This is a genomic window from Sphingobacterium puteale (genome assembly GCF_050986225.1).
Taxonomy (GTDB): Bacteria; Bacteroidota; Bacteroidia; order Sphingobacteriales; family Sphingobacteriaceae; genus Sphingobacterium; species Sphingobacterium puteale.
The window spans coordinates 2,568,204-2,590,548 of sequence record NZ_CP158959.1 but is presented as its reverse complement, the minus strand read 5'-3'; the positions used below and the strand labels follow the sequence as shown (position 1 = coordinate 2,590,548).

At 42.8% G+C, this 22,345-nt stretch carries 16 protein-coding genes and 1 riboswitch; of the genes, 10 read left to right on the top strand and 6 right to left on the bottom strand.

Going from position 1 to position 22,345, the window contains the following annotated elements; translation table 11 throughout:
- The first annotated feature begins 10 nt into the window (after window positions 1–10).
- From ABTV71_RS10820 to ABTV71_RS10800, 5 genes are all read left to right on the top strand, one after another.
- Window positions 11–1,987 carry an FUSC family membrane protein gene (locus tag ABTV71_RS10820; protein ID WP_433903183.1) on the top strand — a complete coding sequence of 659 codons (1,977 nt, stop codon included), beginning with the start codon at window positions 11–13 and terminating at the stop codon, window positions 1,985–1,987.
- A 145-nt stretch (window positions 1,988–2,132) separates the two neighbouring features.
- Window positions 2,133–2,245: riboswitch (SAM riboswitch) on the top strand.
- Between the two features lie 10 nt (window positions 2,246–2,255).
- Window positions 2,256–2,390, top strand: a complete 135-nt coding sequence (locus tag ABTV71_RS10815) for a hypothetical protein (RefSeq protein ID WP_262707622.1) — start codon at window positions 2,256–2,258, stop codon at window positions 2,388–2,390.
- A 113-nt stretch (window positions 2,391–2,503) separates the two neighbouring features.
- Window positions 2,504–3,814, top strand: a complete 1,311-nt coding sequence (locus tag ABTV71_RS10810) for an O-acetylhomoserine aminocarboxypropyltransferase/cysteine synthase family protein (RefSeq protein WP_104382377.1) — start codon at window positions 2,504–2,506, stop codon at window positions 3,812–3,814.
- 27 nt (window positions 3,815–3,841) lie between these two features.
- Complete coding sequence (locus tag ABTV71_RS10805; protein WP_433903182.1) at window positions 3,842–4,885, top strand: homoserine O-acetyltransferase family protein; 1,044 nt, start codon at window positions 3,842–3,844, stop codon at window positions 4,883–4,885.
- Between the two features lie 39 nt (window positions 4,886–4,924).
- Complete coding sequence (locus ABTV71_RS10800; RefSeq protein WP_121121837.1) at window positions 4,925–6,106, top strand: homoserine dehydrogenase; 1,182 nt, start codon at window positions 4,925–4,927, stop codon at window positions 6,104–6,106.
- Between the two features lie 145 nt (window positions 6,107–6,251).
- Here ABTV71_RS10800 and ABTV71_RS10795 read toward each other — a convergent pair whose 3' ends face one another.
- Window positions 6,252–8,594: a GH92 family glycosyl hydrolase gene (locus ABTV71_RS10795; RefSeq protein WP_433903181.1), complete on the bottom strand. Its 2,343-nt coding sequence runs from the start codon at window positions 8,592–8,594 to the stop codon at window positions 6,252–6,254.
- A 326-nt stretch (window positions 8,595–8,920) separates the two neighbouring features.
- Here ABTV71_RS10795 and ABTV71_RS10790 point away from each other — a divergent pair, with 326 nt between their 5' ends.
- The gene (locus ABTV71_RS10790) at window positions 8,921–9,562 is read left to right on the top strand and encodes a hypothetical protein (RefSeq protein ID WP_433903180.1); all 642 of its coding nucleotides are present in this window, start codon (window positions 8,921–8,923) and stop codon (window positions 9,560–9,562) included.
- Complete coding sequence (locus ABTV71_RS10785; protein ID WP_433903179.1) at window positions 9,534–10,010, top strand: hypothetical protein; 477 nt, start codon at window positions 9,534–9,536, stop codon at window positions 10,008–10,010. The genes ABTV71_RS10790 and ABTV71_RS10785 overlap by 29 nt, the downstream gene beginning before the upstream one ends.
- A 61-nt stretch (window positions 10,011–10,071) precedes the next feature.
- Here the strand turns inward: ABTV71_RS10785 and ABTV71_RS10780 are convergent, their stop codons facing one another.
- Window positions 10,072–10,806, bottom strand: a complete 735-nt coding sequence (locus ABTV71_RS10780) for a GntR family transcriptional regulator (protein WP_121121833.1) — start codon at window positions 10,804–10,806, stop codon at window positions 10,072–10,074.
- 98 nt (window positions 10,807–10,904) lie between these two features.
- Between ABTV71_RS10780 and ABTV71_RS10775 the strand changes: the two genes are divergently transcribed.
- From ABTV71_RS10775 to ABTV71_RS10765, 3 genes are all read left to right on the top strand, one after another.
- Complete coding sequence (locus tag ABTV71_RS10775) at window positions 10,905–12,242, top strand: sugar porter family MFS transporter (RefSeq protein WP_433903178.1); 1,338 nt, start codon at window positions 10,905–10,907, stop codon at window positions 12,240–12,242.
- 61 nt (window positions 12,243–12,303) lie between these two features.
- A complete protein-coding gene (locus tag ABTV71_RS10770; protein WP_433903177.1) occupies window positions 12,304–14,052 on the top strand; it encodes a class I mannose-6-phosphate isomerase in 1,749 nt (582 codons plus the stop codon).
- A gap of 33 nt (window positions 14,053–14,085) precedes the next feature.
- Window positions 14,086–15,381, top strand: coding sequence for a hypothetical protein (locus ABTV71_RS10765; RefSeq protein WP_433903176.1), 1,296 nt, complete (start codon window positions 14,086–14,088; stop codon window positions 15,379–15,381).
- A 121-nt stretch (window positions 15,382–15,502) separates the two neighbouring features.
- Here the strand turns inward: ABTV71_RS10765 and ABTV71_RS10760 are convergent, their stop codons facing one another.
- The 4 genes from ABTV71_RS10760 to ABTV71_RS10745 form a co-directional block, all read right to left on the bottom strand.
- Window positions 15,503–16,939, bottom strand: a complete 1,437-nt coding sequence (locus tag ABTV71_RS10760; RefSeq protein WP_433903175.1) for a c-type cytochrome domain-containing protein — start codon at window positions 16,937–16,939, stop codon at window positions 15,503–15,505.
- Window positions 16,936–17,817, bottom strand: a complete 882-nt coding sequence (locus ABTV71_RS10755) for a sugar phosphate isomerase/epimerase family protein (RefSeq protein WP_433903174.1) — start codon at window positions 17,815–17,817, stop codon at window positions 16,936–16,938. Before ABTV71_RS10755 ends, ABTV71_RS10760 begins: the two co-directional genes overlap by 4 nt.
- Window positions 17,818–17,820: 3 nt before the next feature.
- Complete coding sequence (locus ABTV71_RS10750; protein ID WP_433903173.1) at window positions 17,821–19,320, bottom strand: DUF1501 domain-containing protein; 1,500 nt, start codon at window positions 19,318–19,320, stop codon at window positions 17,821–17,823.
- Between the two features lie 112 nt (window positions 19,321–19,432).
- Window positions 19,433–22,189, bottom strand: coding sequence for a DUF1553 domain-containing protein (locus tag ABTV71_RS10745; protein ID WP_433903172.1), 2,757 nt, complete (start codon window positions 22,187–22,189; stop codon window positions 19,433–19,435).
- Window positions 22,190–22,345 lie beyond the last annotated feature (156 nt).

The window sequence follows — 22,345 nt, the reverse complement described above, 5'->3', positions numbered from 1 at the left end:
TAGCCAAGTTATGCGATTTATCCAAGGAGAACACTTTGGTGATGCCTTGCGTAATGTCTCCATCAGTATTCTTCCAAGTCTGACCATCTATTTATTGGGCACTTCCGCAGGCACTGCCATTGGTATTGGTGTCGGCTCCTTGTTAACGACACTGACTGATCCTCCCGGTAACCGAAAGGATAAACTATGCTCAGCCCTGGTATGCATTCCAACTTTCTTTTTTGCGTCATTTCTTACAGCTTACTTCTTTCCTTACCATTGGCCTCTGGTCATTCTGCTGAGTTTGGCGGGATTTACTTTTACGTTATATGGTTTGTTCGGACCACGATATGCTGCTATCGGCAACATGACTTTGATCTTAATGAGTTTTGTCATCGGTCTAGCTCCAAAACATCCCTTGGCGGTCGGCCTGCAAATTACGACTGGCGCAGCGATTTACTATGCTTTTAGCCTGCTACAGGCTTATATAAGACCCTACCGCTCCTTGAAGCATGCAATGGCAAATGGTTTTCAGGGCTTATCTCAATTCCTGCTGATCCGTGCCCAGTCCTATGACCCCAACATTCCGCTGGACATTACATACAGTCGCGTGGGCAAAATCCACGGTCAGATCAGTGAGCAACAGGAACAGATCCGTTCATTGCTGTTCCGCGAGAAAAGAATTATTGGTCATCAATGGCCCAAAAGTAATTATTGGCTGAGTCAGGTTTATGGTCTCATTGATCTGCATGAACTCATCATCGCACTCGACCATGACTATGATGCAATCCGCAAGAATCTTGCAGATACGGGTAGCCTCCCTATAATCCGTCGTGCAATAAAATTATTGGCATTAGAAATTGATAGCTTTTCACAACCACATATCAGATTCCGATATGCACAGCAATTGTATTACAATACAATTAAACTGAATGAACTCCTGACCGAGCTTAAAAACATTCAGCAGCAACAAACCGGTCCAGCCGGCCCTATCCTACGGTCTATTATCACCAATATGGAGTCTATTCTTGAGGTACTGCGTCGGATCCAGGTTGCTTTTTATCAGAATCAGGAAATTCAGGACAAAATAGATACAGCGGAATATCAACAATTTATCAATCGCCCCTTGGGCAGTCTAGGTGAGATTAAAAACAAACTTCACCTTAAAAATCCGCTGTTTCGTTTTGCGCTACGTATGGCCCTACTTTTTGGTATTGGTGCATCGATCGGCATTTTGTTTCTGGATTTCAAATATACCTATTGGATTTTGCTGACGATCGCTATCGTAGCAAGACCAGCATTTTCGATGACCAAAAGCCGCAACATTGAACGGATTGTAGGAACATTTTCAGGTATTTTGATTGGCATCTCCTCCCTAGCATGCTTTGAGAGCCTCCCCTTCTTGTTGAGTCTATCAGCAATTGGTCTTTTTGGCTTTTTTCTATTCAACCGATCCAATTATATGGTTAGTGTTATTTTTATTACATTGGGTGTTGTCATTGCGCTAAACCTATTTGAAGGTAATATCAATCTTATTTTGGGTAGCCGTATGGCTTTTACATTGGTGGGTGCATTTCTGACCATTGCTGGATACTTCTTGATTCCCGTTCGCCAAAGCTCAAGCTTAGTGCATCTGGCTAGGGAGGTTGCAAGTTACAACCAACATTACTTCCAGATGATCAACCAACGCCTATCGGACAATCTACAGAGCTCTTTTGACATCCGGTTGGCGCGAAAAAAGGCGCAAACAGCAATGGCCCTATTTTCGGACTCCATCAACCAAATGAAAAAAGAGCCTGAACACAAATGGATAGATTGGTCCCATATTCACCATTTTCAGGCACTCTCCTATCGCGTCAATTCGCATCTTGTCGGACTTTCCATTTCCATCAGTAAAAAGAATCCGGAAGTCGGACACAACGACATTTATAGTCGAATAGATGAGTTAAAACCGCTTTTGACAAATTTGGATCAAATTGCGGAACATATCGCGCTCGCTAAAAGGTAGTAGAAGAGCGATGGCGAAGATGTATTTATTAGATAGTTTTAATTAAAAAAATGATTTTCTTTTGCATTAATAGAAAAGAAGTTTATATTTGCAATGTCTTCAGATGAAGATTTCTAATCAACACCTTCCTTAATCAGCAGGTCTTGATTTATAAAGAAGTGGCGAGAGACTGGCTCTATGACCCACTGGCAACCTTCAATTTGGTTGAAAAGGTGCCAAATCCTGTCCAAAGCAATATCGTTTTGGAGCATATAAATAAAATAAGACAATGATTATTACATTACAGAAAACCATCAACAATCTAGGTTTGTTTCAGACAAACCCGCTAACAGGTAAAGAAGCGACATATAGCAAGGTCATGTCTATGCGAATGCGCATGCATACGCACCTTCCAACTTGTTAAGAATCATTTTCCTTTTTCCCGGATCACGATATTAGCAGACCTTTTCAACAGGTGTGTATGCTTTCTTTTTTTCTTATGAATACTTTTTTTGAACCCTTAAAATCTGATATATTATGTCTTCCAACAAAAATCTAAAATTCGAAACCTTACAAGTTCACGCGGGTCAAGTGGCAGATCCTACTACTGGATCCAGAGCTGTACCTATATATCAAACTTCTTCATTTGTCTTTGAAAATGCCGAACATGGAGCCAACTTATTTGCGCTGAAACAATTTGGCAATATCTATACGCGGATCATGAATCCCACGACGGATGTTTTCGAACAACGTATCGCGGCACTAGAAGGCGGAGTTGCGGCATTAGCAGTTGCATCCGGACAGGCAGCACAATTTATTGCGTTAAACAATATCCTTGAAAATGGAGATAACTTCGTGGCAGGCTCTAATCTATACGGCGGTACATTCAACCAGTTTAAAGTTGCTTTTAAACGATTAGGTATCGAAGCACGTTTTGCCACAGATGCCGAAGCCGATAAAATTGAAGCACTTATTGACGATAAGACGAAAGCCATTTATGTGGAAACGATCGGAAATCCGAGTTTTAACATCCCTGATTTTGAAAAAATAGCGGCTGTTGCCAAAAAATACGATTTACCGCTAATTGTCGACAATACTTTTGGTGCCGGTGGTTACCTGTTCAAACCACTGGAATATGGCGCCCATGTGGTCGTTGAATCTGCAACAAAATGGATTGGCGGTCATGGAACAAGTATCGGCGGTGTCATCGTAGATGGTGGAAACTATAATTGGGGCAATGGAAAATATCCACAATTCTCTGAACCATCCGAAGGTTATCATGGTTTGGTATTCTCAGAAGTATTCGGTGAAAAGGGACCTTTTGGCAATATTCAGTTTGCTATCCGCGCCCGTGTTGAAGGTCTACGTGATTTTGGCCCGGCCCTTTCGCCATTCAATTCCTTTTTACTACTACAGGGACTTGAAACATTGTCCTTGCGTGTGCAACGCCATGTGGACAATACCTTAGAGGTTGCCAAATGGCTTGAGGCCCACCCTCAGGTAGAGAAGGTAAATTATCCAGGATTAAAAAGTTCACCAAGTTTTGCCAATGCACAAAAATATCTCAAAAACGGTTATGGTGCTGTCCTTTCCTTCCAGTTGAAAGGTGATGCTGCTCAAAAAGCAAATGCTTTTATCGACAGCTTGGAACTTATCAGTCATTTGGCCAACGTAGGTGACACCAAATCATTGATTATCCATCCATCAGCAACAACACACCAGCAATTAAGTGATGCGGATCAGGCCAATGCGGGTGTATTTCCGGGACTGTTGCGCCTTTCAGTAGGGATAGAACATATTGATGACATTAAAGCTGATCTGCAACAGGCATTCGAAAAGATCAAATAATCAAATGCATTCCTAAATTTAAACATCATGAGCAGGCATATTTATCAGCATCAGGAGCCTTTTGTATTTGAAAACGGCAGGGAGCTTATCGATTTACAGATCAGCTATGAAGTATTTGGAGAACTGAACGCAGATCGCAGCAATGTAGTTTGGGTTTGTCATGCCTTGACAGCGAATGCCAATGTGCTGGACTGGTGGCCGGGCCTTTTTGGGACAGATGACCTGTTTAATCCCAATGACTATTATATCGTGTGTGCGAATGTGATTGGTTCGCCCTATGGAAGCAGCAATCCCCTATCCATCAATCCGGCAACAGGTCAACCATATTACCTTTCTTTTCCCGAATTTACGGTAAAAGATCTTGTCAATGCCCATCAATTGCTCGCAGCACATCTGGATATCAACCAAATTGAAGTTTTAATCGGCGGATCACTGGGCGGTCAACAAGCGTTGGAATGGGCCGCTTCCAAAACGATTGCCATCAATCAACTCATCGTTGTCGGTACAAATGCAGTGCATTCCCCTTGGGGCATTGCCTTTAATGAAAGTCAACGTTTAGCCATCACAGCAGACCGGACTTTCTATGCCAATCATCCGGATGGCGGCGCGAAAGGGCTGAAAGTCGCGCGTTCGATCGCGCTGTTGTCCTATCGCAATTATATCACCTATGATCATACACAAAGGGATACCGATGACAATAAAGTAAATGATTACAAAGCTGCTTCTTATCAAAATTATCAAGGTGAAAAATTGGTTAAACGCTACAATGCGTACAGCTACTTTTACCTGACAAAAGCGATGGACAGCCACAATCTGGCCCGCGGAAGAGTATCTCTGGAAGCAGCGCTCGCTGGTATCGACTGCTCAACATTGGTATTAGGTGTCAATACAGATATATTGTTCCCCATTGATGAACAGAAATTTATTGCCCGACATATTCCCAATGCCAGCTACCGGGAGATCGAGTCGAGCTTCGGTCACGATGGCTTTTTGATCGAGACCAAAAGGCTGTCAGCTATTATCCATAACTTTTTAGAAAATAAGAAGGAGTATATCAACGAATTAGTATAAGAGAAGTAAACAATAATATAAGAGCATACAAGAAGAAATATGAGTAATAAATTAACGATAGGGATGTTTGGATTTGGTGTTGTCGGCCAAGGTCTCTACGACATTATCAAAACCAAAAATCTGAATCTGGAAATCAAGAAATTTGTCATTAAAAATGCGGATAAAAAACGTTCACTGCCCGCTGAACTATTTTCAACTGATGCGGAGGCGATTTTGGATGATCCGGAAATCAACACGGTTGTCGAATTGATCGATGATGCAGAAGCGGCCTATAGGCTTACTGTACGTGCACTGAAATCAGGCAAAAATGTAGTATCCGCAAATAAAAAAATGATTGCCGGTCACCTTGAAGAGCTAGTAGATATTCAACATGAATATGGAACGAGCCTGCTTTATGAGGGAGCCGTCTGTGGAAGTATACCTATTATCCGTAACCTGGAAGAATATTACGACAATGAGCTCCTGCATTCGGTCAGCGGTATCTTTAACGGATCTTCCAACTACATTCTTTCCAAGGTTTTCAACGAAAACCAGCTTTATGCGGATGCATTAAAAAAAGCACAGGAACTTGGCTTTGCAGAAACAGATCCTACGCTTGACGTCGGTGGATATGACCCTAAATTTAAAGTCTGTATTGTCGCGTCACACGCCTATGGGATCTATGTTAAACCAGATGATGTATTCAACATTGGTATCGACAAATTAGGCCAACAGGATATTCGTTTTGCTAAAGAAAAAAACTTTAAAATCAAATTGATCCCTACGGCCAAAGAGATCGATGGCAATAAAGTTGTGCTTTATGTACTGCCTCGTTTGGTAGGCAAAGAAAGCATATTGTATAACGTAGAAAATGAAAATAACGGTGTGCTGGTCAAAGCTGCATTTGCGGACGAACAATTCTTTTACGGTAAAGGCGCCGGGGGGCATCCGACAGGTTCTGCAGTACTGTCCGACATTGCAGCACTACGTTATGGCTACCGCTATGAATATAAAAAGCATTTAGAATCCAGTGCCTTAAATTATAGCCAGGATTATCTGATCAAGGTCTATTTAAGATACACGGACGATCAACTGATCGAAAAATTAAATTTCAGTGAGATCACCGAAAGGTATTACGCAGCAGATTTCAAATATGTAATTGGCCACATTAATCTTCAACAAATTGCTGCCCATAAGGCTGATTTGGACCGAGAGGGCAATTTCATTGCAGAGATCGCGTAGGCAATCAACAAACCAACCTACCTACGGGGTGTCCGATCATTTTGGACACCCCTATTTTTTATTTTATATACGTTCCAAAGGTTTTTTGAAATGTGCTATCCGGTGCAGAATTTTCATTTGCTCTTCAGAACTCTTCGTCTACCACTTAGTTTCCACGCGCATTACTTTTTAAGCTCAGCGTCATAACACCACCTTTAACCAGTTGTTCAACGGGAAGTTGCCATCCGGTCCAGGCTTTATTATTCAGTCGGATCTGATCAACATAATAACTATCCGGGGCCTCTTTTTCAACCTGAATCGTGAATTTATTTTTTCGTAATGCCTTGGGAAGCTGTATGGTAATTTTATCAAATAAAGGCGCGCCGATCTGAAATGCCGGATTTTCTGTCGTTAGACTTCTTACGTCGAATAACCCGATCCCCGATAAAACATACCAAGCCCCCAATTGTCCCTGATCTTCATCCTGCCCATAGCCATAACCGTGTATAGGATCGGTACCATAAAATTCATTTGAAATCGCCCGCACCCATTTTTGGCTCAGGTCAGGTCTCCCTGAGAAATAAAACAACCAGGAGATATGCAAGTTGGGCTGATTTCCATGGTTATATAAGCTTTCAATTCCAGCAAAGGCATCGATATGGGTTCCACCACCAAAAACATTCTTTTGTGATACTGTAAATATACTGTCCAAGCGTTGATTGAATAGATCCTTTCCGACGAGCTTAACCAATTCCTGCGGAACATGTGGCACATAAAACGTATACTGCCAGGCGTTTCCCTCCTGAAAACCACGCCAAGGTTGATAAGGATTAAAATTTGGAATAAATTTCCCCAAACTGTCTTTTGGCCGCATGAACTTAGTCGATGGATCGTATAATCCTTTCCAGGCAGTTGAAAGTTCATGAAGTTTTTTGTAGTCTGCATCACGGCCCAGTGATTTTGCATATTGCGCTGCAGCTGCGGCCGAAAATGCATATTCCAAGGTATGGGAAGCACCAAAAGGTGATCCAGTGGTCAATAATTCGGGACTACTGGTATTGTCCTGAATATAGGGTGAATAACCTTTATCGACAAATACCCCAACATCAAGCTTCCCTGCTCCCGGAATGCGCCCCTGTGATTCTAGTTCATTTTTCCGCACAGCTTCATAGGCAAAATTCGTGTCGTAATTCCGGATCCCGACATTATAGGCAGCAGCAATCGCCAATCCCGTAAAATTGGTACCCACACCGGAGACATATTTACTATTGGCAATACCGTCCCCAAGCCAGCCCGCATCGCGATATACCAGGAGTTGGCTCTGTACCCAATCGTTGTAATAATCAGGATAGGCTATGGACCAGAGTTGTGTCAGGTTCCAAAATGCCCCCCAGATCGCATCGGTATTATAGTGCTGATGTATAGGTTTTCCTTGCGCATTTAACGCAATCTGGCCTACTGAGCCATCATTTTTTGGATAAGCCCCATTGATATCACTGGCAAGGCCCCGTCCAAGTAAGGCATGATATAATCCGGTATAAAATTTAACGCGGTCCTCTTTTTTACCACCTTCCACCAATATCCTTCCCATTTCATTATTCCAGGTCTTCAGTGCTTCGGATTTCGTTTTATCAAATGTCAGCCCCTTTGCCTCATGCTGCAAGTTTAACCGTGCGTTATCTACAGAGGTATAGGACAAACCGGTTTTGATGGTGATGGATTCATCCGACCCTGTATCGAATCGCAAAAACAGTCCGGCTCCTTTCCCCCTTATGTTCTTCTTTTCCTCAAAAATCGCGTCGTCCTTAAATGTCCCGTAAGATTTTGGTCGCTTGCTGACTTCTGCAAAGAAATACATCTTTACAGTAGCGCCTTGTTGATATTTTTGGACATATACCGGGTTTGTCACCACGTATCCCCATACACATTGATTTTCGTAATTTACTTCAGCATCGACCACTGGCCCGCTCTCGCCCATCACATGTCCAATATCAAATATTAGGTTGGCCGCATCTGTTTTCGGAAAGGTATAACGATGGAAGCCGACCCTTTTTGTCGCCGTTAGTTCGGCAAGGATTCCGTAATCTTTCAGTTTCACCCGATAATAACCTGATGTGGCAAATTCATCTTTTTTATCAAATGATGAGCGGTAGCCACTTTGCGGCTGTTCCAGTTTACCCGGAGTCGTTTTGAGTTCACCTACTGATGGAGCGAAGACAATTCCCCCGATCTGAAACTCATGAAAATTAGCAAAGCCTTCGATTGAGCTGTGTCTATCGTCATAGCCAACAGCTTCCCAACCGGACTTATTGCCATAACTTCCATTTGTGCTTGGTGCTAATTTGGCCATACCAAAGGGTACTGCCGCCGGCGTATAAAAAAAATACCGGCTATGCACAGATCCAATATTAGGTCTTACCAAGGTAGTTAAATCAGTTTTCTGCTGCCCTGGCGCAGGTAGCACACTGGATAACATGCAGAAAAAATAAAATATAAGATGCTTAGCCATCGTTGTCAATTAGGTTCAAAAACAAACATACAAAAAATAAAACTATGTATAAACATGAAAGCAAAAAGATCATTAAAAAAAATAGGCAGAGGCAGGTCAAAATAGCACAATATTGTAATAATTTAAATACGAATTTAATTATACCTCATTAAAGGCCTTATGGAGCAGTTATTTTTTTACCTTTGTTTGTACATACATAATAAATAATAACCAAGAAGTTTTAAGTCAGAAAAATCAATCCAAATTGAATGCGCTGGAAATAATCTAACGAACCATTGCGATTGGACTACTGAAATGCATAAACACTTCAATTAATAAAAAGTTCCATGAGAAGAAACCTAACGTTTTTCGGTCTTACGCTTATCTTTTTTAGCAGCGGTCTGTCTGCGCAGCAAAGAATCCCATCGAAAGGAGACCAACTTAAGCTTGCGCAGACCATTTTAGCCGATCCGAAGTTAAAATATGTGGATAGCCTAGCCAGACAGGTCATCAAAGAAGGATTTAATGCCGGAAGTGGCTATTCGCAGATATGGGCACGGGACCTCAATACGTTTATTGAAACGGCATTGGAAGAAAGACCTGCAGCAGATGTTCGCGGGGCTATCCTATTGTTTTTCCAGATGCAACAACCTAATGGTGAAATGGTAGACGGCTATGTGCTCAAGAAAGATTTCACCTGGCATGATGATACACCTTATTATTCGAAAAATGCACCCGATCATGTCGGCTTTAAAAATACTGTCGAAACCGACCAAGAGACTTCGCTGATTCAGCTACTGAGCAAGTATATACAGAAAACCAAAGATTATGGCATTCTTGACGAATCCATTGGTGGACTTTCGGTCAAAGAACGCATACAGCTGATGTTGAATTACCTCAGGCGAGAACGGTTCAATGCGACATACGGTCTCCTCTGGGGCGCCATGACAGCCGACTGGGGTGCACTCTCCTCTGCCAAAAGGCTTTGATGAAAATCAAATCCATTACCATGGAGGTACGGCAATTGCGATCGAAGCCGGACTGCTTAAACGAAACGAAATAAAAACGGTAAATAGACAGATGTTGGAAAATGTCCGTTTGTCGGGTATGCCGAGCATAGGTCTTACACTCTATCCAACCTACCCAGCCGGCTTTTTCAAAGGTTGGATGGCAGAGCCTTATCACTATCAAAATGGCGGGGACTGGACCTGGTTTGGCGGTAGAATGATCCAGCAACTAGTACGCAACCGCTTTTATCAGGAAGCCTACGACGAGTTAGGGCCAATGATTGATCGTGTGGTGAAGAACAAAGGTTTTTACGAATGGTACGGCAAAAACGATGTGCCGAGCGGATCGGGCAAATTCAAAGGCTCGGCAGGTGTATTGAGCAAAGCAATCGCACTACTCCGTCAATGGGCCGCAGAAACGGCCGAGTAGCCACATTCAATCTACGGATGAATTGATCCAGTAGCTTATGATAACTGGATCAATTCTTCTATTAATAATCTCTTCGACTCTCCACGGTATAGGTAAAGCTCTCGGCGCGATAGAATCCCAGATTATATTCAATTGGCTTTCCGGACTGATCGAAAACAAAACGTTTACGCGATAAGATCGGGTCACCAATATTGATTTCGAGTTTGTCTGCGATAAATTTATTGGCTGCAACGGCGTCTATTTCTTCTTGCGAAAGATCAGCAACAACATGGTAATCGGTCTCCAATATTTCATAGAGCGGACGTTTAAAATCTTCGTCACCTGTCAGTCCAATACGAGGATGAAAATAAGATGTAAAATAGACGAACGGATCATCTTTTTTACCACGTAACCGTTCCAGCTTTAATAGCTTTTGATCTTCATCGACCGCAAAAAATTTTGTAATGGCCTTATCGGGCACTACCCAGCTCACATGAAGCTCAAAATTCTTAACCTCGATACCACGGTTTTTCATTTCTTGTGAAAAACTTAGCCAATTTTTGGATTTCGAACTGAATTTGGTGCTTGCAACCTTTGTACCGATACCTTTCTTCCGGATCAATAGCTCCTCATAAACCAGCTTATTAATCGCCAGACGCAGAGTAGAACGGGAAATAGCCAGACGTTTGGCTAGCTCTATTTCATTGGGCAACATTTTCCCCTCAATATATTCCGGTTGTTTTATTAACTCCCGCAGTAGATTTTCTGCTTGTATATGCAGTGGGACTGGACTTTTGTGATCTATTTTTAAATTCATTACATGATATTGCTTAGGCTAAAGTAAGATTTTTTGGATAATTAAAAAAATAGATATATGTTTGTATGTATATACATATAAAACTAATAAAACCAGCTATGTCTAAAAATTTTATCCTTATTTTATGCATTGTTTCACTGGGAGGTCTGCTTTTTGGCTTCGACATGGCTGTTATCGCCGGTGCTTTACCGCTTGTGAAGGCATTTTTTGGATTATCTCCCGTGCAGGAAGGTATTTTTGTTAGTTCAGCACTGGTCGGATGCATTATTGGTGTATTCTTTACGGGCTCTTTTACGGACAAATATGGTCGTAAACAAGCCTTTATCGTTGCATCGTTGCTTTTCTTATTATCAGCAATTGGCTGCGGATTCAGTCCTAATTATACTGTATTGATCGCGAGTCGAGGTATTGGCGGACTAGGTGTTGGTATAGCTTCTATTGTAGTTCCTCTTTATCTTGCTGAAATATCCCCCAGTAAATTCAGGGGCAGATCGGTTACCTGTTATCAATTGGCGATTACATTTGGTATTCTGATTGCCTATATTAGTAACTATTTCATTCTTCAATTCCATTCATTGCCTCAGGCGGAGCTTTGGCGTGGCATGTTTCTAGTTGGGGCAGTCCCCGCCGTCCTACTTAGTTTCGGGGTTTATTTTATTCCTGAGAGTCCCCGCTGGCTGGCCAAAATTGGGCGGGACGGAGAGGTCGCAGCTATTCGTACCAAACTTGGTTTAACGGATCTGTATGATTCACCAAGCCCGGCCAAGGGAAATATGAAGGAGCTGTTTTCGCCCATCTACCGCAGCGCATTTTTCTTAGGTCTATTTTTACCCTTATTTTCTCAACTGAGCGGAATCAACGCCATCGTCTATTACGGCCCAAGCATATTGTTGGAATCGGGTATTTCCTTAGCAAATTCTTATCATGCACAATTATTTTTTGGTGCGGCGAACGTACTATTTACCTGCTTTGCCATCTGGAAAGTAGATCATTGGGGAAGAAGACCCTTATATATTTTAGGGACATCGGGGGCCACCATTAGTCTGATTGTAACGGGATATCTTTTCATTCAGGAACAACCAAACAATGTTGCATTGATTGGATCCATCCTGCTCTTCCTTTTTTTCTTTGCTTTTTCTATCGGCCCGTTAAAATTTGTGGTCGCGGCGGAAATATTCCCAAATGCCATACGGGCAAGGGCAATGGGAATAAGTATTATGGTGATGTGGATTTCCGATGCGATTGTCGGTCAGCTGACTCCTATTTTGCTCGCATCTTGGGGAGCGAGTTATACCTTTTGGTTATTTGCTTTTTTCTGTGCGATAGCTTTTATCGTTGTGCTGGGATATTTACCGGAGACCAAAGGCAAACCTTTGGAAGAAATCGAAAAATATTGGATTGAAAAATCAAAGAAAAAGCAGAATAACAACGTATAACTTCGTTCAATACCCGCTATTATTTTAGTCATTTTTTTACATACGCAATAAATAACATCCTATGTATTCCAATACTCAAACAACATCTTTTCAATACGACATCTTACCTACATTTCCAGTTCAGGGCAAATTGTCAAACTCTTATCATGAGTTGGTCGATCACCTGATCCAAAATCATATACACTGCATAGATGGATTTGTTGGCGTAAATTGGGAAACACCGATGCAGCATATCCAGCAGGAATTTGTTAAGCGAGGATTAACGGCGCGATTTGTTTCCATAGAAACAGCATTGCTCCCTGAAGCAGCGATCGAGGAGAAAGTGGCTCCTTATCTTGGCGGTAATGATCCTTTATTCGGAAAAAAAACACCACTCGAACTGATCGCATACTTTGATACGGTCAAATTGGCTACACTGCGGGGAATGCTAAACCAGGCTACCGACAATGAATACCTTATTTTTTATGGCCCCGGAGCAGCATTCCTTGACGTATCAGGTCAAGTGATGTACATCGACCTGCCCAAAAATATCCTTATTCAGCGGATGCGTGCGGGACTGGCCGGGAATCTGGCCTGTGCGAAACAAACAGATCAAAAAGAGCTTTATAAACGGTATTACTTTGTCGATTGGGAACTCCTAAACCGACATAAGCGGATGATATTATCACGCGTGGAGATTCTTGCCGATCAACAATCCGCTGAAAATCTACCTTGGATCTTAGGAAATGATTTAAAGGCAACTTTGCATGTAATGTCTAAAAATTACTTTCGGGTAAGGCCAACATTCGAACCCGGAGTCTGGGGCGGGCAATGGATGAAAGAACATTTAACGGGTATTGATCAACAGGTCAAAAATTATGCGTGGTCTTTTGAAATGATTGTCCCCGAAAACGGCATTTTACTTGAGAACAATGGGCAAGTGCTCGAAATTTCATTTGATCAACTGATGTTTCAGGAAAGTTCAAATGTCCTGGGCGCTGCGCAGCCACGGTTTGATGTTGAGTTTCCAATCCGGTTTAACTTTCTGGACACTTTTGATGGCGGCAATCTTTCCATTCAGTGCCACCCTAGTCCAAGTTATGCCAAAGCCGAATTTGGTGAAAATTTCACACAGGACGAATCCTATTATATTGTTGACAGAAAGGGTGATGCACAGGTCTACCTGGGATTTCAGGATGATATCGATGCGGAAAACTTCCGTGCTGTTCTTGAACAGAGCTTCCATACGGGCGAACCGATCGCCATCGACAGGTACGTTCAAAAATTTGAATCGCAAAAGCATCAGTTATATTTAATTCCCCACGGTACGGTGCATTCTTCAGGGACAAATAACCTTGTACTGGAGATCAGCGCCACCCCCTACAACTACACGTTTAAGATGTACGACTGGGTACGCCCCGATTTAGACGGTAAGCCACGTCCATTAAATATCGACAGGGCTTTCGCCAATCTTAATTTTAACCGAAAGGGTGATGTTGTCAAAGACACGCTCCTGTCCCAACCAAAGGTTTATACACTCGATGACCAAACATCAAAAGTGCATTTGCCGACACATGAAGATCATTTTTATGATGTTTACAGGTACGAATTTATGGACGAGGTGAAGATTGAGACAAAGGGCCAATGCCATATTATGATGCTCGTTGAAGGGGAAGCGGTAGAACTGACAACTGCCAATGGCATGAAAAAAATCTTCCATTATGCCGAGACATTCGCCGTTCCTGCGGCTGCGAAATCCTATTCGCTCCGAAACTTGGGAACTGCTCGGGCGAAAGTAATACAGTCTTTTGTCAAAGACCATAAATGTTAATAATAAGTACACAACGATAGAAAAAACAGCATCATGAGAAATTTATGTTTCGCGTTATCAACTTCATTCCTGCTATTATCCTGCAATGGTGGTAGCAATAAATCCACAGGAAGCGACACACAGCAAAATGTGGCACAGGATAGTAGCTTCCAACTCGTCAAAGATATGGCAAGCAAGGTTATCAAAGCAGGATTCAATGCAGGTGACGGCTATAGTGAAGTATGGATCAGGGATTACAATACCTTTATTACCTTAGCAAGCCAAGTGCACCCCCACGAGCAGATCAAAGATCAATTGGCACTATTTTTTAAATTACAGGAAGCTGATGGAAATATCGCAGACGGTTTTGTCAAAAAATCCAGTTTAAAGAATGGTGTTTCCGACTATTATACGATCACAAATCCACTGGCTCCGGAATATGCCGCACATAAAAACACGGTTGAAACCGATCAGGAAACATCTTTGATCCAGGCAGTCCACAAATATATCGTAGCAACCAAGGACAGCTCTTTTCTCGTACAAAAAATAGGCGAAACAACAGTGAAAGACCGGATGGAACAGGCTTTGCAATTTTTAATGGACAAACGTTATAATGCCACTTATGGTCTATTGTGGGGAGCCACAACCGTCGATTGGGGTGATGTGCAGCCAGAACACGATTGGGGGGTCCATTTGGATAAAAACTCTCATATTGCTCTGGATATTTATGATAACGCCATGTTTTTAATTGCTTTGGACAATTACATGGATCTTTTCCCTGATAAAAAAGAAAAATGGGGTAAGGTCAGGGCCACGATTACCAGCAATACCATGAAACATCTTTGGGACGATAAAAATCAAAAATTCATCCCCCACATCTACATCAACGGGTCGCCATTTCCGAAAGATTTTGATGAAAACCAGATCTACTATCACGGCGGAACAGCCATTGCTATTGAGGCAAACCTGCTTAACAAAGAGCAGATCAAAACTTCCCTGGACAAGATGATCAAAAATGTAAAAGATGCCGGAGCAGCCACCATTGGATTAACCGTATATCCGACTTATCCGGCAGGTTTTTTCAAAAATAAAGGCATGTATCCGTATGGTTACCAAAATGGCGGAGATTGGACTTGGTTTGGAGGGAGAATGATCCAGCAACTGGCTAAAAATGGGTTCCAGCAGGAAGCTTATGAGCAGATCAAGCCCATGTTGGCGCGTGTCATTAAAAATAAAGGTTTCTACGAATGGTACACGAAAGACAATAAACCTGAGGGTTCGGGAACCTTTAGGGGCGAAGCCGGCGTACTTTATGACGCGATCACCTTATTGGAAAATACCGGAAAATAATCCTTAATATTTATACCCAACACCTAAAAATAGGGTGTCCGAAAAGATCGGACACCCTATCGCCATTCAATCGCATCGCTGCACTATAGGTCAGTCAGGTTCCAACACCCTTATTATCCTCTTAAAACTTTACCGTGTCCGTAGCGATAAATGGTAACCGATAATTACCTGTATCGATGTGCACCTTACCATGTAATGCTTTTAAGGCCACACTGTCCCTGTCACCCGTTTGGTAGATATATACATTTTTCAAACTAGGAATATCCTTCAACTTCGACAGTCCCTTTGCGGTTACTTTTGTTCCCACCAGGTTCAGGTAGATCAATTTTTGCAGTCCTTTCAATTGTGATAGGCCATTGTCGGAAACTTTTGTATTCTCGAGATGCAGACGTGAGATGACAGGCATGGATTTTATCGTAGAAAATGCCTGGTCAGTGATGGCGGTATGCCCGAGTTTCAGTTGAACGATATTCTCTTTAATGGCCAGAAGTTCCTGCATATCCTTGTCATTAAACTGTGGATAGTTGATGGCATTGACCAGCACCAGATTATTTTCTTTAGCCACAGGAATGATTTTAATACCTTTTGCCTGCCAGGCATCAACTTTATCCTTTGGTAAATCGGGTGCCTTGGGAAAATCAGCATACAATATCTGCGAAGCCTGCTGTTCTCCTGTTTCAAGTTTTTTCAATATCGCTGCAATTTCCTTCGTCTGTGTAAGTTGATTCACTTTTTTATCGAAGCCTGCCCCTTGATCAATCCACCAGGCAATCAATTTGATCTGATCGACGCTGATAGGTGTACGCCCCTTTGGTGGCATTCTTTTTTTGTGTCCTTCCGGTAATATCAGTCGCGCATACAATTCACTTTCTTTCGAATTGCCCTCCTTCAGCACCTTTCCATTTTCACCCCCTTTTAACAGACTTTCCTTTGTCTGTAAGGCCAATCCTCCCTCCTGTTTTCGATCACCATGGCAGCTCTGACAACGTTGTTTGAGTATAGGTTGTATAATACCGTCATATACGGCAGCCTCTTGTACATTCGCAACAATTAGAAGCTCATCACTGCTTTCCTCCACACCAAAAGTCTTTTTCATCGCCTGTGGCATGGCTTCAAGAAAATAACCTTTGCCATGTGTTAAGGTACCGCCGTAGTGTCCTGTGACTCCCAGTAATATGACCAGGACCAAAAATATCCAAAAACGGAAACGTACGATTTTTCTTGCCCAGTGTAGTGTCCCGCTTTTTTCGCGGTACAGGAAACAAAGCAGTAGACTACATAGGGCGACAGCAATTCCCAGCCACTGATGGTAATTCAGTACGTCGATTTCATAACCGCCATTGCGTGAAAGCAGAAATCCCGAAAGAGCGGCAAACATGGCTGCCATACTACCCAATAACAAGCACAATCTAATCGCCAACAGGTATGGATTTTCTTTTGTGAATAGCTCCAGAAATACCATCACAAATGCAATCAATAAAATTCCGATGGGTAAATGCACTAAGATGGAATGAAACCGTCCCAAAAAGGCCATCAATTCTTCAAGAAAAACCATCATTCTTTATACCTGTCTTTGAGTAAATTCAACATATATACATTTACGGACCATTGGTCTGCCACTGGCTGCTGTGTAAAAGGCAGTGTAGGTAAATAACCTGCTGGGCCAAATTCAGTGGTAATGGTCAATACCTTTGCTCCGCTTTGTTTATGTTGGGCAACAATCTGATCCCACCAGGCCAGATGTTGACTGACCGTATTTTTCCATTCCGGTGCCGCAGGATCATTGACCTGAGGTCCTTCAGGATGTCCGATCCGGGCATGGATATGTTCTGTCCGGGCGAGTGCCAAAGAGACTGCTTCAGCTTGGTCAGCGAGCAAAGACTCATGTACATTGCACCAGTGTGAAATATCTAAAGCAAGCCTTAAAGCAGGGATTTTTTTTAAATAATCTTTGGTCAGGTGTGCCGCAAAGCTAAATCTCCCACGATGTGTCTCATGGTAAACCGGAATACGCCATTTTTCCATAATCACTTGACCAATATCGATCAATTGCTTATTCTGTTCAAACGCGTAATATTCTTTACCTGTATGGCAATTGATATAATCCGGCTTTATGCTTACAGCTTCTTCCAGATTACGTTTGAAACTTTCACGGTACTGGTCAAACGAAGCTCCGGAACCACCGGAAAGAAGCCCTAAACGCAGATCATATTTTTGCAAGGCATCAATCATTTCTTTTCGTTCTTTCTGATCCCCGGGGAGCCAGGCTTCTACCCCGTCATAGCCCGCATTTTTCACACGTTCACAAAAGCGGTCCCAGGAATCAGTATTTCCCCAATTGGTACAATAGTACTTAATATGTAATTTCTCTTGTTGCTGTGCCAGAAGTGTATAAAAATTGGCCATCAGAAGGATTAATACTAGTAATCGTTTCATTCGTTAAATAATAGCTTGTATAAGTTCACCTTCCACATCCGTCAAACGAAATGGTCGGCCCTGAAAGTCATAGGTAAATTTTTCGTGGTCAAATCCCAGGAGATGGAGCATAGTGGCATGCACATCATGTACGGAGGCCCTGCCTTCAACACCTGCAAAACCAATATCGTCCGTTTGCCCGTAGCTGATGCCGTTACGTATGCCTCCACCTGCCATCCAGATGGTATAGGCATCAGTATGATGATCTCTCCCAAGGAATGGCATATCACTATTGTCACGATTCTCCTGCATTGGCGTCCGTCCAAACTCCCCACCCCAGACGACCAATGTGTCCTCTAATAAGCCCCGTTGTTTTAGATCCAGGATCAGTGCTGTCATGGGGCGATCAATTTCACGGCATTTATTTCGAAATCCAAGATCTATGGAGTCTGCCGCATTTGTGCCATGACTATCCCAGCCCCAGTCAAACAATTGCACAAAACGCACCCCCTGTTCAACAAGCTTGCGGGCCAACAGGCAGTTATTGGCGAAAGATTCCTTTCCGGGTTCGGTACCGTATAATTCATGGATATAGGCAGGTTCATTGTTGATATTCATCACTTCGGGTACGGCGACCTGCATTTTATAAGCCATTTCATACTGTGCAATCCGTGAAAGTGTCTCCGGGTCCTTAAATGTGTCATACTCCGTTTTGTTAACATTATTGATTGCGTCGATAAGATTGCGCTTCATGTCCCGGTCCATTCCTTCAGGATCAGCAATATACAATACAGGGTCTCCCTTTGACCGGCATTGCACCCCCTGGTAGACCGATGGTAGAAAACCGCTTCCCCAGACACTCTTTCCGGCGTCCGGAGTTTTACCCCCAGAAGTCAATACCACAAAACCCGGTAAATTGCTGTTTTCTGAGCCTAGGCCATATGTCACCCATGAACCGATGCTTGGCCGTCCCAATCGGGCACTTCCGGTATGCATAAACAGCTGTGCCGGTCCGTGGTTAAATTGATCCGTATGGACGGCTTTCAAAAAACTGACGTCATCGACCACCTGACTAAAATGAGGTAAATGATCGGATACCCAAGCTCCACTTTCACCATATTGTTTGAAAGTCGCCTGTGGTCCCAGCATTTTAGGTACCCCACGGATAAAGGCAAATTTCTTTCCGGCCAAAAGTGATTGCGGGCAGGGTTGATTATGTAATTTCTGTAGTGCAGGTTTGTAATCAAACAATTCAAGCTGCGAAGGGGCTCCTGCCATATGTAAATAGATCACACTTTTGGCTTTACCGGGAAAATGGGGCGATTTGGGAATCAACGGATTTAAAGCATTCAGATCCAAATTGCCTTTCGATCCGGATGTGTCCCATCCGCCGCAACTTGCCAAAAGACTTCCCAATGCAATGCCGCCAATACCAGCAACACAATCTTTTAGAAAATGTCTTCTTGTCACAGCCTTCAATTCAGATTGCTGCGCTTCTTCTATTAATTTATTCAGATCTTTCATTAATGTAACTCTTTTTGAATGACACCGATTCTACCATATCTCTTGTTTATCCCGATTCCCGGTTGATTCAGCTTCCGGGGATTATTACCGTCACGTATTTTGAATCTCACCCCTATGATTTCGTTAAAAATTCATCCAGGTTCAATAATGCATTTGCAACCAACATATAAGCAGCTTTGGATGATATTGTTTTTGTATTTTCCTTAGCCAAATCGCTGCCCAGATATTTCGCTGCAGATGCTGGTGCTTTGTTAAATTCCAAGAGTGCTTTTTTGTAGAGCGCTTCAAGGTCGGCGATCTTCCTGGGATCAGCTTCTTTGAGCATTGCTCTTCGATAACCGGCACTGATGCTCTTTTTTGTATTTCCTTTTCCTTCCTGTAGCATGATATTTCCTAAATGCTTTGCCGCTTCCAGATACACGGGGTCATTGAGGGTGGCCAAAGCCTGCAACGGCGTATTTGTCCGTATGCGATCAACAAGACATACTTCCCTACTGGATGCATCGAAGGAAACAAAGGACGGATAAGGGCTCGTACGTTTTAAAAAGGTATAAATACCACGTCGATACTGATCTTCCCCTTCGCTCTTGACCCAAGACTCACCACTGTATACAGTCATCCACACCCCTTCCGGTTGATAGGGCATGACACTCGGTCCATACATTTTATTGCTTAACAAGCCACTGACAGCTAGCGCCTGATCTCGGATCTGCTCCGCGGAAAGCCTAAATCGCGGCCCTCTCGCCAAATAATAGTTCTGCGGATCTTTTTCCGCTTTATCACCATTTAGCGTTGAAGCCTGCTTATAGGTACCTGAAAGGACAATCTCACGAACCAATTTTTTCATGCTCCATTTTTTCCCGTTCATAAGATCCAGAGCCATATAATCCAATAATTCACGGTGAATTGGCGGTATACTCTGTGTCCCCATATCACCTAATGGCTCCACCAGCCCCCGGCCAAACAACTGTGCCCATACACGGTTAACCAAGGTCCGCGCGGTTAATGGGTTCTCTTTACTGACGATCCATTGTGCAAATCCCATGCGGTTTCGGGGAGCGCCTTTTGGAAATTCATTGAGCGATTCAGGCACCATGGGCTGTACTTCTGCTCCCAGAGACAGGCGGTTACCCCGAATGAATACATTCGTTTTCCGATGCATATCTTTCGGATTTTCAATCATTATGGGCACACTTTCCGGTTGCAGATTAACTAGCTGGAGAAAAGTTCGCTGAAGGTTTAGATTTTCCACGGGTTTTCCAATCGGAAAGTCCTCCCGAAAAGCAAACCATTCAATCATACAAATCGGTTGACCAGCTGCAACCGCTGGATTCTTAAATACCAAAAAAAGGTCGTGTACACCGCTTGTCGGTGCTATCGCTGCCTGGATAACCTGTCTACCGGAGGTTTTTGGTAAATCTATATTGGCTAGCAGAGGCCCATTAGGTTTATTGAGATGCACTTCCATTTTTCCGCCAACTGCATCTGTCCAAAAATTCATGAAGAGCTGCCTTTTGCCATCCAGGGCAATTGCTTTTAGACGGGCTGAGCCACTGCTGCGTACACCAAGCCATTTTGTATCATACAAAGCACCGTTTACAATCTGATCGCTATAATGAGCATGAATCTTAGGCTCGAGCGTATGCAGGAAAAGATCCGCAGATTTTACCGCATTTCCATCGCCATTGACTGCCAACCAATGCTTGATGCTATCGACACGTTTTTCATCCTGTGCCGTATAAAAACGTAGTTTTGGATGATCACCTTGTGTATCTTCATCTCGCGTGTTGTTGAAAAATGCCAGAGATTTATAATATTCCTCAAATTTAAAAGGATCATAGGTGTGACTATGGCATTGCACACATTCAAATGTTGTACTCAACCATACCTGATAGCTGGTATTTAAACGATCCAGTACAGCCGCCATCCTAAACTCCTCACTATCCGTTCCACCTTCATCGTTATTCATGGTGTTCCGATGGAAAGCCGTCGCGATAAACTGATCTTTGGTCGGTTGAGGCAAGAGATCTCCTGCCAGCTGCTCAACGGTAAATTCGTCGTATGGCATATCTTTGTTCAGGGCTTTGATTACCCAATCCCGATAGGACCAGATACTACGTGACCCATCTTTTTCGTATCCTTTGGTATCGGCATAGCGTGCCATATCCAGCCACCAGCTAGCCCATTTCTCACCGTATTTAGAGGAAGCCAATAAGCTATCAACTCTACGTGAATAGGCATCATCGCTGTCATCCTCGATAAATGCGCTGATTTCATCTAAGGTCGGTGGTATGCCGATGAGGTCCAAATAAAGTCTTCTCAACAAAGTACTCTTATCGGCTTCATCCGAAAAAGACAGATCCTTGCTCTTCAATTTGGCCTGCACAAAATAGTCGATGTTGTTATTCACCCCTTTCGGTTTTATGCCAAAAAGTCCTGCCAGGGAAAATGGTTTCGGCACTTCGACATCATCGGGTAAAGTATAAGCCCAATGTTTACCCCACTTTGCACCTTGGTCGATCCACTTCTTTAAAATATCAATTTCGTCATCATTCAGTTTTGGCGCATTATAAGGCATGCGCAATTCAGGATCATCAGAAACCAATCTCTTCATAAACTCGCTATGCTCCGCATCCCCCCGAATAATCGCCGGTTTGCCAGACTCGGCTTTGGCAAAAGCTTCATTTTCAAAAAGAAAACTTAGCCCTCCATTTTTCTTCACTCCACCATGACAAGCAATGCAATGTTTATTTAATATCGGTTTGACATCCGCACTAAAGTCTACTGTTTCTTCTTTGCCAAATGTAAATATTGTAAAGCAGGCGATAATTAAGGCCAATAATGCTAATACCATTAATTTTCTATTCATAGCAATAAGGTCTATTCAATATTATTCTGTTATTAGGTTTATTTTATAATTGTTGTGCAGCTATTCCAATGCTTGAGCTAATGGAATACATATCAACGAGCCGAAACAGCATTGATAGCTAACGTTAGTAAAATTAAAGAAGAACGACGGGATAAA